A 15,157-nucleotide genomic window follows, 5' to 3' on the forward strand; every position below is an offset into this window, starting at 1 on the left:
CCATGTTCAGTCGTATTCTGACCAGCGCGTTGTTCGCTGGTGCTGCAGCGGGGCTGATTGCCGCCTTGCTGCAGCTTTATTTCGTGCAGCCTGTACTTCTCCACGCCGAACTTTATGAGGGTGGCGATTTGGTGCATTTTGGCGCTGATCCTGTGACTGCGCATCCCGAGTTGCCCGGCATGTTCGCCGAGCCGGTGCGCGACGGCCTAAGCATCATCTTCACGATGCTGACGTATACTGGCTATGCATTGGCCCTTGTGGCGCTTATGTCGATTGCCGAACAACAGGGTCGTGAGATTAACGGTCGCACCGGTTTGCTTTGGGGCTTGGCTGGCTTTGTTGCCTTCCACTTTGCGCCTGGCTTGTCGCTGGCGCCTGAAGTGCCAGGCGTAGCCGCAGCAGATGTCGGTGTGCGCCAAGTATGGTGGACTGCTACTGTTGCCACAGCTGGCGTCGCCATGTGGTTGATCGCCTTTGGAGGCAACTTGGTGAGCTATCTGATCGCCGCTGGACTGCTGATAGCGCCTCACGTCGTCGGTGCGCCTGAACCCGACACCTTCGCTGGCCCGGTTCCGACCGAGATCGGCGCGCTATTTGCCGCCCGAGCCTTTGGCATCGGCATGGCCGCTTGGGTGTTGCTGGGAAGCTTTGCCGGATACTTCTGGCAGGCTGAAGGCAAACGCGCGAACGCCGCCGCCTGATTCCTTTCCTCTATTGCTTTCCCGCCGGTCACCGCCGGCGGGAGCTTTCATTTATTGAGGAGGACAAAATGTCCCGTTCACTCGCTCTCTTCGCCATCGGGCTGATTTTTGGCGGCGGCGTCGGCTTTGTGATCGCGGCCGGCAGCGGCAGCACCTTTGACAGCCACGACCATGCTGACCCGTCTCAACATGGTAGCAATGCGGAGATGGCAGCCCATGACCACTCTGCTGTCACTAACTTACCGGCCGACAGCAATGCCCCCAGCGTGGCGATCAAGATGATTAAAGATCCGATGGCAGGTTGGAACTTGCACGTGACACCGCAAAACTTCCGATTTTCTCCTGAGAATGCCTCTACTGAGGAAATACTTGGTGAAGGTCACGCGCATGTCTATATCAACGGCGAAAAGCTGGGGCGCCTTTATGCCAACTGGATACACCTCCCATCACTGCCGGATGGCGACGTTGAGATAAAAGTTTCCCTCAATGGCAACAGCCACAGCCCGCTAATGGTTGGGGGCTTGCCCGTCGAGGCCAAACTAATCGTTCAAGCAGACGATGACGGCTCCTGAGCAAAACTCAGATCTTGACTGAACTTCGGTCGCAGGGGCCTTGCGCCCCTGCATTGCCATGGTTTGCATGTCAGGATCGAATGCAATCCTCCCCTGAGCGCATCATTATGGCAAATGGCAATAGCATGAACCAACTCGCTATCGGCTCATTTTACTCTGTGAAAAATCCTTGAATACGCGAAGCGTCTCTTCGCTTACATGATGCTCGATACCTTCAGCATCGTGCTCGGCCACGTCTTTGGAAATACCCAGGGCGATAAGGAACTCCACAACAATTCGGTGCCGCTTTCGACAAGCCTCGGCCAATCGCCGCCCAGCATCCGTTAGGCGTATTGATCGGTAAGGTTCCTGCACAATGAAGCCCTCGCGTTTAAGCCGGGTCAGGTTCTTGGACACAGTGGGCTGGGTCACGCCGAGCCGCTCGGCAATCTCCACGGGCCTCGCTGAACCGTTCTGGTGAATCAGCTCCGCGATCAGCTCGACATAATCCTCCACAACTTCGCTTTGTCGGGCGGCGCGGGCTGCCTCGAAACCGCTCACCTGGTCGTCAGGTTTACGTCCGAATAGTTGTGGTTTCTGATCGGTCATTCTGCTCTCGGTGTCTATTGCTGGTGCGGAACCCTGCTTGCCGCGCCTTATTGTGTATGCACCAGCGACGCGGGCCTTGACAATGACATAGACTTTTCTACAAAACTTAGCCAAGGCTAATAATTATAGACTGAACCATGAAACACCTGATTGCATCTGCCTTGATTGGCCTGCTTCCGCTTAGTGTGGGGGCCACTGCCATTGAAGAAGCCCCTTGGGCACCTCGGGCCGCAGCCTACCGGCTGAGCCTATTCATGGCGAACTTGACACCCGTTCCCTGGGAGAAGATTGAAAACAATTGGACTGCTCCGGCACCCGGCAGCGCAGTTGCGGTGGAGGCACTGTCACGGGTATCGGATAGCGACGCCCAGAACATTCGTGCAGCGCTGGCTGCGGAAGACCGACAGGCCCTGTTTGCTGCCATTACAACGGCATTGGCCAAAGGTATTCTGCAGCACCTAGAGGCAGCCGAGGCGACACTTGGCCAGCCTGAAGCCGCATTTGAGGTTGCGCAGTCTGCGGCCTTGTACCGCGCGTTCGAGGACGGCATCCTGGCGGCGGACAAGCAGGCCGCACACGACCTAGGTCGCGCCTGGCTGGTTCTGAATTCTTCTCTGGGTAGCACCGGTATTTTGAACAATGGCGCTCAAGACCCGAATGTGGCGCGATTTGCTGAGGCGCAAAAAGTTATCGTGGAGTACATTGAGACAAACTATCTGCCCTCCGTTTTTGTCGAACGTGGCAAGCTGACCCCGGCACCGGAGAGCGCAGTGCGCTCCGGTACGCCGGTAGTGTTGCCCGCCACACTCCCACCGGGCTCCAATATTGCTGATCAGCGCGAGCTACCCCGGCTGGTGCTCCAGTTTGAAGAGGCTGGCGAGGATGAGGCCAACCTGCCGCTTGTGGCCTATGGCGACATGCTGTTCGACAGCCCTGAAATCTTTGGTTCCCCAGCACGTGACCTGGGCATTGCCTGTTCAACTTGCCACAACCGGTCCGATGTGAACCGGGATTTCTTTATCCCCGGCCTCTCTAGCCATGCTGGCGGGATGGATGTGGACAGCTCCTTCTTCAATCCGATGTTCAATGACCGGGAAGACGATCACCTGGATACGCCGTCAATGCGAGGCATCCGCTTTACAGCGCCTTACGGGCGTGATGGGCGCGAGCCGAGCCTGCGCAGTTTTGTACGCAATGTGATCGTGACCGAGTTTGCCGGAGCGGAGCCAACGCCGTTCCAACTCGATGCGATGGTCGCCTACTTGCGCGCCTTTGACTTTCTGCCCAACCCACAGATAGACGAGGCCGGGCGGCTGACTGACAAGGCCTCTGAGGCTGCGAAACGCGGTGAGGTACTGTTCAATACCGAATTTGCCGGGCTTGGCGACAGGTCCTGCGCCTCCTGCCACACCCCGGACCGGTTTTTCCGAGATGGGCAGACCTATGACATTGGCTCGGCCGAGCCGCCGTTCCCGGGCGGCACCGCAACCCCATTCGAAACGCCCACATTGCGCAATGTCAACTTCACCGCGCCCTACATGCATGACGGATCGCTGGCGACCCTAGCGGGGGTTGTAGACTGGTTCAACGATACCAAGGATCTGGGCTTGGATGCGGAACAGCGCGCCGATTTAACTGCCTATCTGCGCGCGGTAGGAGATGGTGAGGAGCCCTACCAGCGCTTTGAAGGCCGAGACAGCGTGTTCCGCCTGTCGTGGGAAGAGCTTACCACTTTTGCTTCGACGCTGGACACACTGATCCCGATGCGGGATGCGGAGAACATCGCCGTATTGATTGATACTGTTGCACCGGATCTGGCGGCAGATGCGAGCGTTATGATCAATCAAAACGCTAAGCCAGAAATCTACCGATTTGCCGCAATTCTTCAGGCAGTTGGCGATGCCAGCGCCGCTGGCGACTGGGCTGAGGCGAGCCTCCAGTGGGACGCTTTCAAAACCATGCAAGCCGAGATTGATGAGAGGATGTTCTGATGCTGTCGCGCCGTACCTTTTTGACCACTGTCGCTGCCGCCCTAACAGTGCCAGCAACTGCCTCTGCGGAAGAGGCACTGAAACTCGCCTTCATTCCGCAAGAAAACCCAGAGAAGCTGTTGGGGGATATCGAGGCGATCACTGCCTGGCTGTCCCAGCAGTTGGAGGTTCCAGTCACCGGCTTTGTTACCTTTGATCATGCTGCGGCAGTTGAGGCATTGCGCAATGGTGATGCCGATATCTCCTTCATGGGTGCCTTGCCCTTTGTGCTGGCAGAAGACCAGATCGGGGCGGTGCCACTTCTGTCCGAGGTTTACCGCGGCCAGCCGAGCTATTCGGGCCGGGTGTTTGTGCGCAAGGACAGCGGCATCGAGACGCTGGCCGACCTGCAGGGCCGTGACATTGCCTTTGCCGATCCGGTGTCGGAGTCCGGCTATCTCTATCCGCTCGACCTGTTTGTGCGCGAAGGACTCGTTGCGGATGCAGGCGATGCGGACCGGTTCTTTGGCCAGAAGTTCTTTGCCGGTGGTTATCAGCAGGCAATGCAGGCTATGGCCAACGGGTTAGTGGATGCTGCGGGTGCCAGCCAGTATGCCGATCTTTATCTGACGCCTGAGCAGCAGGCCGAGGTCAGGGTGCTGGGCGAAAGCGCGCAGATCCCCAGCCATGCCATCATTGCCCGGCCTGGTCTAGATGCGGCCTTGCAGGCCCGCTTCGTGGATGCCATGCTGCGCCTGAACCAGGCTGAGAACCAGTATTTGCTGGCCTATCTCTACGGCCCAGACGGCTATGTGGCAGCAGATCCCAAGGTCTATGACGGGGTCAGGCAGATGGCACGCCGTTACGGCTATCTAAAATGACCCAAGCGCTTGCCCTCCATGCTGTGTCGCATTGCTTTGACGACGCTGAGGCCCTGCAGGATGTGTCGCTGCAGGTGGCACCGGGGGAATGTGTGGCCTTGCTGGGGCCTTCGGGCGCCGGCAAGTCGACCCTGCTGGCCTTGCTGGATGGGCGGGTCCGGGGATGGCGCGGTCGGGCTGAGGTACTGGGCAACCGGCTTCCAAATGATCGGGCACCAGAACGAAAAACCCGGCTAGAGACTGGCTTCATCTTTCAGGAGTTCGCCCTGGTTGACCGGCAGAGCGTTTACCAGAATGCGATGAACGGGCGGCTGGGGCGAATGCGCCTCTGGCCGTCGCTTTGGGGGCGATACGGTGCGCAGGATCACCTCAAGACGACCATCGCGCTGGAGGACACCGGCCTAACGGAGTTGGCACAGCGCCGTGCAGATCAGCTTTCAGGTGGTCAGCGCCAGCGAGTGGCCATCGCCCGCTGCCTGGCGCAGGAGCCTGAGTTGATACTGGCGGATGAACCGGTCAGCAACCTCGATCCAGCCCACGCCGAACGCATTCTGGAACTGATCACCAACACAGCGCGAAATCGCGGCATCGCTGTAGTCTTCAGTTCGCATCAGCCAGAGCTTTCGCGGCGCTTTGCCGACCGTATCGTTGGATTGCGCGCGGGCGCGGTGCTGTTTGACAAGCCCTCCGCGATGGTCGGCAACGATGACATCAGCGATTTGTACCATGGAACAGTACCTGGTGACGGATTGCGGGTGGTGAGCTGATGAGCCGGATCTTGGTTTGGATGGTACTCGGGCTTGCTGTGCTGTGGGCTGCAGGAAACGCTGACATCGGCTTGGAAAAACTGCCCGGAGCGGGTCCGAGGCTAGCAGAATTTCTAGGCCGGATGATACCACCGGACCTTTCTGTCTGGCCGGAAGTCCTTACAGGCCTAACCGAGACACTGAGAATCGCCATTCTTGGGACGCTGTTTGCGGTCGTCCTGTCGGCGGGGCTGGCTGTACTTGCGTCTGAGACCCTTGTACCCGCAGCCATCTGGCGCCCGGTACGTGCGCTGCTGGCAGTGATCCGGTCGATTCCGCTGATCTTGGTGGCGATGCTGATGGTGGGGGCAGTCGGGCTGGGCCCACTGCCCGGTATTCTTGCAATCACTTTTCATGCCACCGGCATGCTGGCCAAATTCTATGCTGAAGCAATCGACAATGTCGGTGCCGCACCACTTGCTGCATTGGAAAGCGCAGGTGCCAGCCGAGCGCAATTATTGCGGTGGGCGATCTGGCCACAGATGGCACCAGTTGTGCTCCGCGACACTGTCTTCCGCTTTGAACTGAACCTCCGCGAAAGCTTGATCTTAGGTATCGTTGGCGCCGGGGGCATCGGTCTGTACGTTCAGACTTACGTGCGTTCGTTCCAATACGACAAAGCTGCAACTGTCACGCTTGCCATCATCGCTCTTGTGCTGCTGTTCGAAGGTCTAAATTCGGTTTTACAAAAGCGGTTTTCGTGACGATTTTGATCAAGGAAGGTCGGAAAATTCAGATTTCGCAGCGTTTTCAGTTTCGTAGTGCCATTCGAAGAGCTTTCCCTACCATTCATCGTTCGCCAGACCCACTGAACTGGGGTTCGCCTATCTTGCTCATTACCTGTGTTCTTCGGTTTGATCAGTCTACCTTGAAACTGTCAGTCTGCCGCACCGACAACAGTTTTTTTGAGAAGCACAGCCGCCACCGTTTCCAGACAAATTCGGTTATGAGTAGATATCAATAGGTGTCCCGTTCTTCACCATTGCATAGATATCTTCTATCTCCCGATCCGAAACGGCAATGCATCCGGCCGTCCAGTCGCGCTTGTTTGTCGGGTCAATGCCAGGGCGCGGCCCCCCATGGATGAAAATATCTCCACCAGGGGAACGGCCCTGAGCCTTTGCGTATGCGATATCCGCCTCGTTCGGGTACGAGATCCCGATGGAAAGATGAAACAGGCTTTCGGGATTTCGCCTGTCAATCACGTATGATCCTTCTGGCGTGCGCCCGTCCCCTTCGAATTGCTTGTGACCCTCAGGCGCAAAGCCAAGGCCCATTGGGATAGTGCGCAAAACACCCTCTGGTCCATCAAGGACAATCATGCGCTGCCCCTTGTAGACCCGCACCCGGGTCACCTCCGGCCCCCTGTAAGTGCGGAATTTGTTTGCACATCCAGAAAGAATTGTCGCCAGAGCTCCCAGGAGGATTGTGCGACGTGTAACTCGAAAATTCACTGCTCAATGCCTCTTTCATGAGGTTTTTCAAACTTGACACTAGCGTGCTGTGCCAGCCCGTTCAATGGCCGTGCGCCAAAGCACCTTCGGCCAGTCTGTCGCCGACGCGGTCACCGCCTTTGGGCGGAGTCTCCGCGTGGTGTCCGTTTAACAGCCTGAGCGCATTTGCGACAACCAGCAGTGACACGCCAACATCTGCGGCAATGGCCCCCCACATCGATGCCATCCCAAACGCTGTCGCCACCACGAAAACGGCCTTGGTTGCCAGCGAGGTTGCGATGTTTTGACGGATGATCGACATCGCACGGCGGGAATGGCCTATGAGCCAGGGCACCCTGCCAATGTCATCAGTCATCAAGGCAATGTCCGCCGTCTCGATGGCCGCGTCGGAACCAACCGCGCCCATGGCGATAGCATAGTGGGCCCGCGCCATGGCGGGGGCATCGTTTACGCCATCGCCAATCATGGCCACCATATCGTGCGCTTCGACCAGGTCTTCGATGGCCGTCACCTTGTCCTCGGGCAGAAGCTCCGCGCGCACCTCGTCGATGCCGACCTCTGTCGCGACCGCGCGCGCGGTGCGTTCATTGTCGCCCGTCAGCATGACGATGGTTTTCACGCCCTGCGCATGCAGACGAGCCACGATTCCCTTGGCGTCGGGGCGGATGCGGTCGCGCAGTTCCAGAATACCCATCACCCCATTTGCATCACCAACAGCCACCAACGTACTACCGGCAACTTCGATACGGTGCCGAAGGTCTGTCGGAATGGCACTTCCAAGCCCTTTTTCCTCGGCGAACCGGTCAGAGCCGAGCCAGACCGCCCGATCCTGTACCCTGCCTTCAAGCCCACGCCCCGGTACGGTCCGCGTATCGTCCGCCGCGGATACATCAAGGCCGTCGACTTCTGCACGTACAAGGATAGCGCGCGCTAACGGGTGGGAGGATCGCGCTTCAAGCGCCGCCGCTACGCCCATCAGATCCTGCGTCGACGCATTCCCTAGCGGATACATTGCAGCAACTTCAGGCTCGCCGATGGTGATCGTACCGGTCTTGTCCATGGCCAAGGCTGAAGTGCGTCCCGGAGCTTCGACATAAGCACCGCCCTTGATCAGCACCCCGGCGCGGGCCGAGGCTGTGAGCGCGGCGACGATGGACACGGGCGTCGAAATGACCAGCGCACAAGGGCAGGCGATCACCAGAAGGACGAGGGCGTTGTAGAACCAGTCATCCCAGGCTCCACCAAATACGAGCGGTGGCAGCATCGCGACGGCAATGGCGAGCGCCATCACGATGGGCGTATAGACGCGCGCAAATTTCGCCACCCATTGCTCCACGGGCGCGCGGCGGGTGTGGGCGTCGCCTACCATGCGGATGATCTTGGCGAGCACCGTGTCGGAGGCCGCCCTGGTCGCGCGTACCGTCAGCGTGCCCTCGCCATTGATCGTGCCCGCATAGACCTCGTCACCCGGCTCCTTCGGCACCAATGCGCTTTCGCCAGTGATCGGGGCTTGATCAACGGCCCCGGCGCCTTCGATCACTTGCCCGTCCAATGGAATGCGGTCCCCGCCACGCACCACGAAATGTGCATCGATGGCGACGGCTGACGCCGGAACATCTGCTTCAGAACCATCTTCGTAGACAACCCTTGCAGTAGGTGGCGCTAGGTCGAGCAAAGCCGAGACAGCGTTCCGCGCCCGCCCGACACTCCAGCTTTCAAGGTACAGCGAGAGAGAGAAGAAGAACGCGACCGTTGCCGCCTCGAAAAACTCGCCAAGGCCGATAGCCCCGGCCACAGCGACCACCATCAAGAGGTTCATGTCGGGCGATACGCGCCGCGCGGATGACCACGCCTTCGGGGCGACAAGCCAAACGCCAGCCAGGATCGCGATAGCAAAAAGCCCCGCTTCGACCAAAGGCATCACTGCTTCTCCATGGCCGGAAAAGAGACCGATCGCACCGCCCATCCCGGTTTCTGCGATGTGATACAGAAATCCTGCCGCCCAAAAGCCTCCGCTCAGCATTGTGAACAGGCGCTGACGGGCAAGATGCGCAGCTTGATCCTCCGAAGCGTTCTCGGCATCCCAGGGTTTTGCGCTCATACCCGTGGTCGCAACCAGTTGAGTGATCTCTCCATCCGACACTGCGGCAGCGCTGTGGAGTATGATCATGCGTCCGTTGATGACATCGAATGCCAGGTGCTCCGCCCCGCCGACTTTCGGTCCAACGACCTTGTTGAGGATCGCCACTTCTTCTGCGCAATCAAGACCGCTGACCTGAAAACTCCGGCCCGCTCCATCTTGTGGCACGGGACCAAACTCTTCGTGTGAATGGCTTCCTCCACAGCAGGCATGTTCACTTGCACATGTTTCTGACTTGGCTCTATCAGTTGGGTGTACTTCAGATACCACAGTTTCAGTTTTGGCGGCCATTCGGCATCTCCAGAATCATTGCTTGGCTGGACCATAACTCCTACAGTCGCTAGAGGTTCAAGAGGTATTTTGTTTCGTATATAGTTTTCGGCTGCCAAGGGGCGCGCGAGTATAAAACCAATCGGCGGACACGCAATCAACGAAGAAAGGCGACAAGGAATTTATGAAGACTCAGCAATTTGCCGGACCGATCGGACTACCGCTACTTGGGGTACTGCTGCTTGGCGCATGCGCGACGACAGATCAGAACGGATCCCAAAAAATCGGAAACGTGCCAGAGGCTATCGTGGAACTGGCTGATCCAAGTCAAAACCTTGCAACAGCCCGGCTCCGCGAAGAAGACGGATGCTACTGGTATGAACACAACGGACCCGTAGAAAAGACCTTGCTTCCCCTCAGAACCGCTGGTGGCAACCCGATTTGTGTTGCTCGGTAAACGTAACGATCTTCCTGACATCTCCGGCCCACGTTGAGGGCCGGAGCGAAGATCAACGCGTCACAATCCTGCACTAGCTGTCCGAAACAACACTCTGTTCGGCAGAATACAGGTATACGGTCGACCCTATGGCGACGTTTGAATAGAGATCATTGATATGTGCCATGACCATCCGGACGCAGCCAGAACTCGCTCGACCGCCAATCGACCAAGGTTTAGGTGTCCCGTGGATGCGAAGGTAAGTGTCTCGGTTGCCAACGTAGAGATAAAGAGCACGTGACCCGAGTGCATTCTTCGGCCCCGGCTCCATCCCATCCGCAAATTCTGCGTTTTCCGGATTTCGTTCGATCATTGACGCTGTTGGGGTCCAGTGTGGCCATTCGACCTTTCGCCGAATGGTGTAGGTTCCTGGTTCGTAGAGATTTCCACGCGCGATCGCCACTCCATACCGCATCGCTGTACCACCTTCTTCAATGTGATAGAGATAGCGGGCGACTGCATCGACATGGATGTCACCTGGCACAAGGCCATCTTTCGCAGCAACACGTTGCGGCAAGAAACGGGGATGCAGCCCCCACGGATTGGATGTCGCCGGGTCATAGTTGCTGGGCGTTACCTGAGAATCCCACGACGCTTTTTGGCCGGTCGTTGGCCAGCTACTGGCCAAAGCCGGTCCCGCGATCGGTAACGAAAACATCGCAGTGGACGTGGAAATGAAATGGCGCCGGGTCAGCATAGGTCCTACTCCAAAGAAATTGTTTGTGCACCTCCAGCCGCGGCTTGGATGCCTCGAGTGCCTTGTAGAACCTCAAGCCACTATAGGTTCAAGGCCTCATTTATGAGCGATGATCAAGTCCTCGTGAAGGGATGGCTCTCCTTCTGCCGCTGGCATCTGACAGATCACAGGCCAATTTTACAAGCATTTTGGATCTTACCGGTGTCGATACTCTGCCACAAACCCTTGGCGAAACTCGGTTTGATTTTGTCACTTTTTCATCCTCGGCTATGAGAGCCTACATTGGAACGCGATGCAGCATTGTTCACTTTGGGCTGATTCTGTGGAAAAACAACGTGTTGCTGACGCAGAAAGCGCGGTGCTGAACATAGCGCGAGCGCCTTTTCTATCAGGCTTTGCGCGTTTGCTGCGGTGCGGGAAAGATCTTTGCCAGTTTGCGGAGGTTTTGGGCGGTTGCGGCGAGGAGGAATTCGTCATTTGCACCGCATGGTCCGCGTAATCGGAGCCGCCCGAGGCCGAGAATGCGTTTGAGGTGAGCGAAGAGCATCTCGACCTTCTTTCGGAGCTTCATTGAGATCTCGTATTGGCGGGTCTTGGCGATGTCGCGAGCGACTTGACGTGCGTCTTCGTGTTCTTCACGTGTGATCTTGCGAGCGTCGGCATTCGGGCAGCATTTGGCCTTTGATGGGCAGGCCTGGCAGGTCAGTTTCAATGCGCGATAGCGGGCTGTGCCTTTGCCGGTGGGTCCTCGGTTCGGGTCGGAATAGTTGCGACGGAACTGCTTCAGCGCGTGCCCCTCCGGACAGATGTATTGATCGTTCTCTGCATCCCATTCGAAGTCAGCACGCGTCCATGTGCCATCGCTGCGGCTGGACTTGTCAAAGACAGGAATGTGTGGGGCGATCTTGCGTTCGACAAGCCAGCCCAACATCGGCCCGGTGCCATAGGCGGTATCTGCGATCAGGCGCTCCGGGTGCAGATCAAACCTGTCTTTCACGCGCCTGAGCATTGTTTTGGTGGACCCAACCTCGGCCTGCCGAATGGATCGTGTGGCCTCGACGTCGACGATGACCCCATAATCCGTATCGATCAGATAATTGTCGGAATAGCTGAAGAATGCAGGACCTTTGCGGGCTGCCGTCCATTGACTGGCGGGGTCGGAATGTGATGTGAACTTCGGCTGCACATTGCTGGCAGCGCCAAAGGCCGCCTCATCCAATGTGTCGAGATACTCTCGAACGGCGCGTGGTGCATCCATGGGATCAATGGTTGTCGCGTCCCATTCTTCCTTCGGTGTCGAGTTCTGCTTGTTGGCGTCAGCCTCGATCAGACTGGCGTCGATGGCCATACGTTGGCCGCTCACGAGACCCTCTGCGATGCAACGGGTAACAGTCGTCTCAAACAAATGGCGCAGCAGTTCGCTCTCCCGAAACCGCCCATGTCGGTTTTTCGAGAAGGTCGAATGGTCGGGCACGCGGTCATTGAGGTCGAGCCGACAGAACCATCGATAGGCCAGGTTCAGATGCACTTCCTCGCACAGGCGGCGTTCGGAGCGGATGCCAAAGCAATACCCCACCAGAAGCATGCGGATCAGGAGTTCAGGGTCGACAGAAGGGCGGCCCGTGTGGCTGTAGAACTCCGCAAGATGGGTGCGAATGCCACTCAGATCGACAAACCGATCAATCGAGCGCAACAGGTGGGCTTGAGGCACATGATCTTCCAGCGAAAACTCGTAAAACAAAGCCGCCTGCGCTTCTTGTCTCGGTCCCATCATCACTCAATCCCCCGTTCAATATGGAAATTGAATCAGTGACTTCGGCCTCGATCAAGGGTGAGTTTTTCAACAGAATAGGCTCCCACCCGACGTTCGCTACGGGATGCCTGAAGGTCGGCTAAGGGCCGTCACCGTCGGCCAAGTCGACCCAGTCTCGCCAGCTGCGCCAGCATTTTTGACCCCGAGTCTGCGGATCCTGTGCCTCCTGCGGAACCCGTCTGCCCCATGCCTTGCCTCACGGGCATCTGCTGCACGCCGAAGAACTGCCGCGCCCTGAGGGCTGCGTATTCTGCGCCACTTGCCCCACCGATCAGGTAGCGATTGTAGGCCTGCTTGCTGCCCATTGCGGCGCGGGCAAAGCTGTAGCCGCCGCCGAGACCACCGGAGAGGGCGGGCATCATGATGTTGCCGGAGATCGCGCGAACGATGAAGGGCGTTGCGATGATGAAGCCCTTGGCCATGAGCACCATCATGAAGAAGGGAATGAGCGCGCCGATGTTTGAGGCTCCCTCCGGGTCGCCAAGCTCGCCGATGAGTGCGGAGGAGACGCCTGTGATCGTCGCGAACACGCCGGCGACGACGATGGGGTAGAGCGCAAAGGAAACCAGCGCCGACAGCCAGCGCGCGAAGTAGTCTTTGGTCACCTCGAAGAGTGTCAGGAATATCATGACCGGCGCGATCCCGATCAGAAGCGCGATCATCAGTCGGGAGGCCACGAGGATGAAGGCGGCGAGCCCGCCGAGGATGGAAAGCAGCAGGACACCGACGATGTCGAGCATGGCGCCGGCCATCCAGTTCAGCTCGGACCCGGCAGCGTTCAGATAGTCCCCCAACTCGGCGATCAACCGGTCGAATTCTTCGGCGAAAGTTCCAGAAGGACCGGGAGTTCCACCACCGACCGAAGCCACGAGCGCCCCCGCAATGCTGTCGATCCCTGCAAGGATAGCGGCGGAAAGCGCGTTGAACTGCACCCAATTGGTCGCAAATATTCCGATCAACCCGATCTTGACTGCGAGCCAAAAGGCCGTGCGCCCGTCCATCGCCTTATACTGGTAGATCATGTTCAGGAAGACGAGGATCACCACCAGAGTTGTTCCCAGCACCAGAAGCGTGCCGACTGTCGCCGCGACCGACCCGAACTGGGTTTCCGCCGCGGTGTCGAGGTAGCCCTGGGAGGTTTCAACGAAGTAGGTGACGACGCTCATCTGGGATCAGCCTCACCAGTTACCTGCGGCTTCGCAGATCGCTTTGGCCGCGAGGCGAACGTCGTTGGCACGACTGTTGTAGGCGTCCGAGGCTTCCAGCATTTCCCATCGTTCGTCGCTGGCGTATCTCTCCCGAAATACCGCTTCTGCAGCGTCCCAGGACGGGAACCGGGTCGCGCAGTCGCAGTTGCCGATCTCAACGACCCGCTCGAGATTCTGGGCGCGATAGATGTCCTGAACCAGAACCCGCTGATAGGCTTGGCGCAGGGGGATCTCATGCATCCAGGCAGGCTCGGTGGGCCGGTCTGCACAGACGTCGAAGCTGCGATCGAGGGTCGGCACCATATTGCGCTCTGCCAAGGCGGGGACAGCCAGTAGGCTCACGGCCAGCGCGATTAGCGCAAGAGTTAGCCGCGCCGAATTCATGCCTTTGCCTCGGCCGCAGTCGTTTCCCGCTTCAAAAATACCGTGTAGCCAACGTTAGCGTATTCCGATGAAGTGAACGACACGACTTCCCATCCCTCTGCGCCTCGGGCATTCAGAACGTTTTTCATCTCAAATTCACCTGTCTTGCGGCTCATCGGGAAGGTCAGGATGTCATATTCAAAGGTCTTCATTGGGAAGCTCCGATCTCGGTTGCGCCGGGGAGGTAGAATTCAGTGATGCCGCGTTTGCCGTCGTGGCGACCGGCCTGGATGATTACGTCGATGGAGTTCTCGATGTACTGGATCATGTCGGCATAGGTCATGGGGATCTCGGTCTTGAGCGCGGCGATGGCCAGACGCTGCACGGCAAGTTGCGGGGTTTCTGCGTGCAGCGTGGTCATTGAGCCGCCATGGCCAGTGTTGATCGCCTCGAGGAAGGTCATGGCCTCCTTGCCGCGCACCTCGCCCAGGATGATCCGGTCGGGGCGCATGCGCAACGTTGCGGTGAGCAGCACATCGGCGGTCTGGAACTCCGCATCGCGATTGGCGATGAGGGTCACGGCATTGGGCTGGGTCGGCAGAAGCTCGGCGGCTTCCTCGATGGTGACGATGCGTTCCTCGGATGGCACGTGCGAGAGGATCTTGCGCGCAGCCACGGTCTTGCCGGTGGAGGTGCCGCCAGAGACGATCATGTTAAGCTTGTTGTCGACGCAAAAGGCCAGCGCATCGTCGATCACGCCCGCGGCCACAACGTCGCGCAGTTCCCGCGTCTTCTCGAGACGCAGTTCTTCGAGCTTGCGTTCTTTGCCATACAGAAAGTCGAGCGCGATGCCATCGAGCGGCAGGCTTGAAAAAAACCGAAGGCTGATCGACATCGCCGAGAGCACGGCAGGCGGGGTGATGACCTGTGCCCGGATCGGGCGGCCCTTGTAGGTGATCGAGACCGAGACGATCGGGCGGTCTTTGCTCATTGTGGTGTTGGCGGAGGAGGCGATCTGGTTGCCGAGGTCCTTCACTTCCGTTGCGGTTAGCTGCCGTTCCAGTTCTCGCATGGAGTGATCGCCCTGGAACTCGCCCCAGCAGCTGCCATCGGGGTTGATGCAGATCTCGATGACATCGTCGCGAGCGGCGGCGTCGATCCTGTCGAGGGAGGTTTCGAGATAGCTCAGCGACATGGA

General features: G+C 58.4%; 16 protein-coding genes. 7 read left to right on the forward strand and 9 right to left on the reverse strand.

What is annotated here, in order from left to right:
- Positions 1-2 precede the first annotated feature (2 nt).
- Positions 3-701, forward strand: a complete 699-nt coding sequence (locus SHM7688_RS06185) for a CbtA family protein (protein WP_035253423.1) — start codon at positions 3-5, stop codon at positions 699-701.
- A 68-nt stretch (positions 702-769) separates the two neighbouring features.
- Positions 770-1,273, forward strand: coding sequence for a hypothetical protein (locus SHM7688_RS06190; RefSeq protein WP_035253397.1), 504 nt, complete (start codon positions 770-772; stop codon positions 1,271-1,273).
- A gap of 138 nt (positions 1,274-1,411) precedes the next feature.
- Here SHM7688_RS06190 and mntR read toward each other — a convergent pair whose 3' ends face one another.
- Positions 1,412-1,861 (reverse strand): manganese-binding transcriptional regulator MntR, encoded by a 450-nt coding sequence (gene mntR / locus SHM7688_RS06195; protein WP_035253395.1) that lies wholly within the window; start codon positions 1,859-1,861, stop codon positions 1,412-1,414.
- 137 nt (positions 1,862-1,998) lie between these two features.
- On the opposite strand from mntR, the gene SHM7688_RS06200 reads away from it, so the two are divergent.
- Genes SHM7688_RS06200 through phnE form a run of 4 tightly spaced genes read left to right on the forward strand, consistent with a single transcriptional unit; the run spans position 1,999 to position 6,222 of the window.
- Entirely contained in the window at positions 1,999-3,852 is a 1,854-nt protein-coding gene (locus SHM7688_RS06200; RefSeq protein ID WP_035253393.1) for a cytochrome c peroxidase, read from the forward strand.
- Complete coding sequence (locus SHM7688_RS06205; protein WP_035253390.1) at positions 3,852-4,712, forward strand: phosphate/phosphite/phosphonate ABC transporter substrate-binding protein; 861 nt, start codon at positions 3,852-3,854, stop codon at positions 4,710-4,712. The genes SHM7688_RS06200 and SHM7688_RS06205 overlap by 1 nt, the downstream gene beginning before the upstream one ends.
- On the forward strand, positions 4,709-5,479 hold the full coding sequence (locus SHM7688_RS06210; protein ID WP_035253388.1) for a phosphonate ABC transporter ATP-binding protein: 771 nt from the start codon (positions 4,709-4,711) through the stop codon (positions 5,477-5,479). Before SHM7688_RS06205 ends, SHM7688_RS06210 begins: the two co-directional genes overlap by 4 nt.
- Positions 5,479-6,222: a phosphonate ABC transporter, permease protein PhnE gene (gene phnE, locus SHM7688_RS06215; RefSeq protein ID WP_046212119.1), complete on the forward strand. Its 744-nt coding sequence runs from the start codon at positions 5,479-5,481 to the stop codon at positions 6,220-6,222. The genes SHM7688_RS06210 and phnE overlap by 1 nt, the downstream gene beginning before the upstream one ends.
- Positions 6,223-6,462: 240 nt before the next feature.
- Here phnE and SHM7688_RS06220 read toward each other — a convergent pair whose 3' ends face one another.
- Positions 6,463-6,939: a L,D-transpeptidase family protein gene (locus tag SHM7688_RS06220; protein WP_046212149.1), complete on the reverse strand. Its 477-nt coding sequence runs from the start codon at positions 6,937-6,939 to the stop codon at positions 6,463-6,465.
- Positions 6,940-7,033: 94 nt separating this feature from the next.
- Positions 7,034-9,382, reverse strand: a complete 2,349-nt coding sequence (locus SHM7688_RS06225; RefSeq protein ID WP_081806556.1) for a heavy metal translocating P-type ATPase — start codon at positions 9,380-9,382, stop codon at positions 7,034-7,036.
- 184 nt (positions 9,383-9,566) lie between these two features.
- Here SHM7688_RS06225 and SHM7688_RS19985 point away from each other — a divergent pair, with 184 nt between their 5' ends.
- Positions 9,567-9,839, forward strand: coding sequence for a hypothetical protein (locus SHM7688_RS19985; protein WP_081806555.1), 273 nt, complete (start codon positions 9,567-9,569; stop codon positions 9,837-9,839).
- A gap of 73 nt (positions 9,840-9,912) precedes the next feature.
- On the opposite strand, the gene SHM7688_RS19355 is transcribed toward SHM7688_RS19985, so the two are convergent.
- The 6 genes from SHM7688_RS19355 to SHM7688_RS06255 form a co-directional block, all read right to left on the reverse strand.
- Positions 9,913-10,575: a L,D-transpeptidase gene (locus SHM7688_RS19355; RefSeq protein WP_046212120.1), complete on the reverse strand. Its 663-nt coding sequence runs from the start codon at positions 10,573-10,575 to the stop codon at positions 9,913-9,915.
- Positions 10,576-10,963: 388 nt separating this feature from the next.
- On the reverse strand, positions 10,964-12,349 hold the full coding sequence (locus SHM7688_RS06235; protein WP_035253452.1) for an IS1182 family transposase: 1,386 nt from the start codon (positions 12,347-12,349) through the stop codon (positions 10,964-10,966).
- 128 nt (positions 12,350-12,477) lie between these two features.
- Positions 12,478-13,554, reverse strand: a complete 1,077-nt coding sequence (locus SHM7688_RS06240; RefSeq protein ID WP_035252574.1) for a TrbL/VirB6 family protein — start codon at positions 13,552-13,554, stop codon at positions 12,478-12,480.
- Between the two features lie 12 nt (positions 13,555-13,566).
- On the reverse strand, positions 13,567-13,899 hold the full coding sequence (locus SHM7688_RS06245) for a hypothetical protein (RefSeq protein ID WP_223229249.1): 333 nt from the start codon (positions 13,897-13,899) through the stop codon (positions 13,567-13,569).
- 77 nt (positions 13,900-13,976) lie between these two features.
- Positions 13,977-14,171, reverse strand: coding sequence for a DUF4177 domain-containing protein (locus tag SHM7688_RS06250; protein ID WP_035252579.1), 195 nt, complete (start codon positions 14,169-14,171; stop codon positions 13,977-13,979).
- Positions 14,168-15,154, reverse strand: coding sequence for an ATPase, T2SS/T4P/T4SS family (locus SHM7688_RS06255; protein WP_035252582.1), 987 nt, complete (start codon positions 15,152-15,154; stop codon positions 14,168-14,170). The genes SHM7688_RS06250 and SHM7688_RS06255 overlap by 4 nt, the downstream gene beginning before the upstream one ends.
- Between the last annotated feature and the right edge of the window lie 3 nt (positions 15,155-15,157).

The sequence above is a fragment of the Shimia marina genome, assembly GCF_001458175.1.
GTDB classification, from domain to species: Bacteria; Pseudomonadota; Alphaproteobacteria; order Rhodobacterales; family Rhodobacteraceae; genus Shimia; species Shimia marina.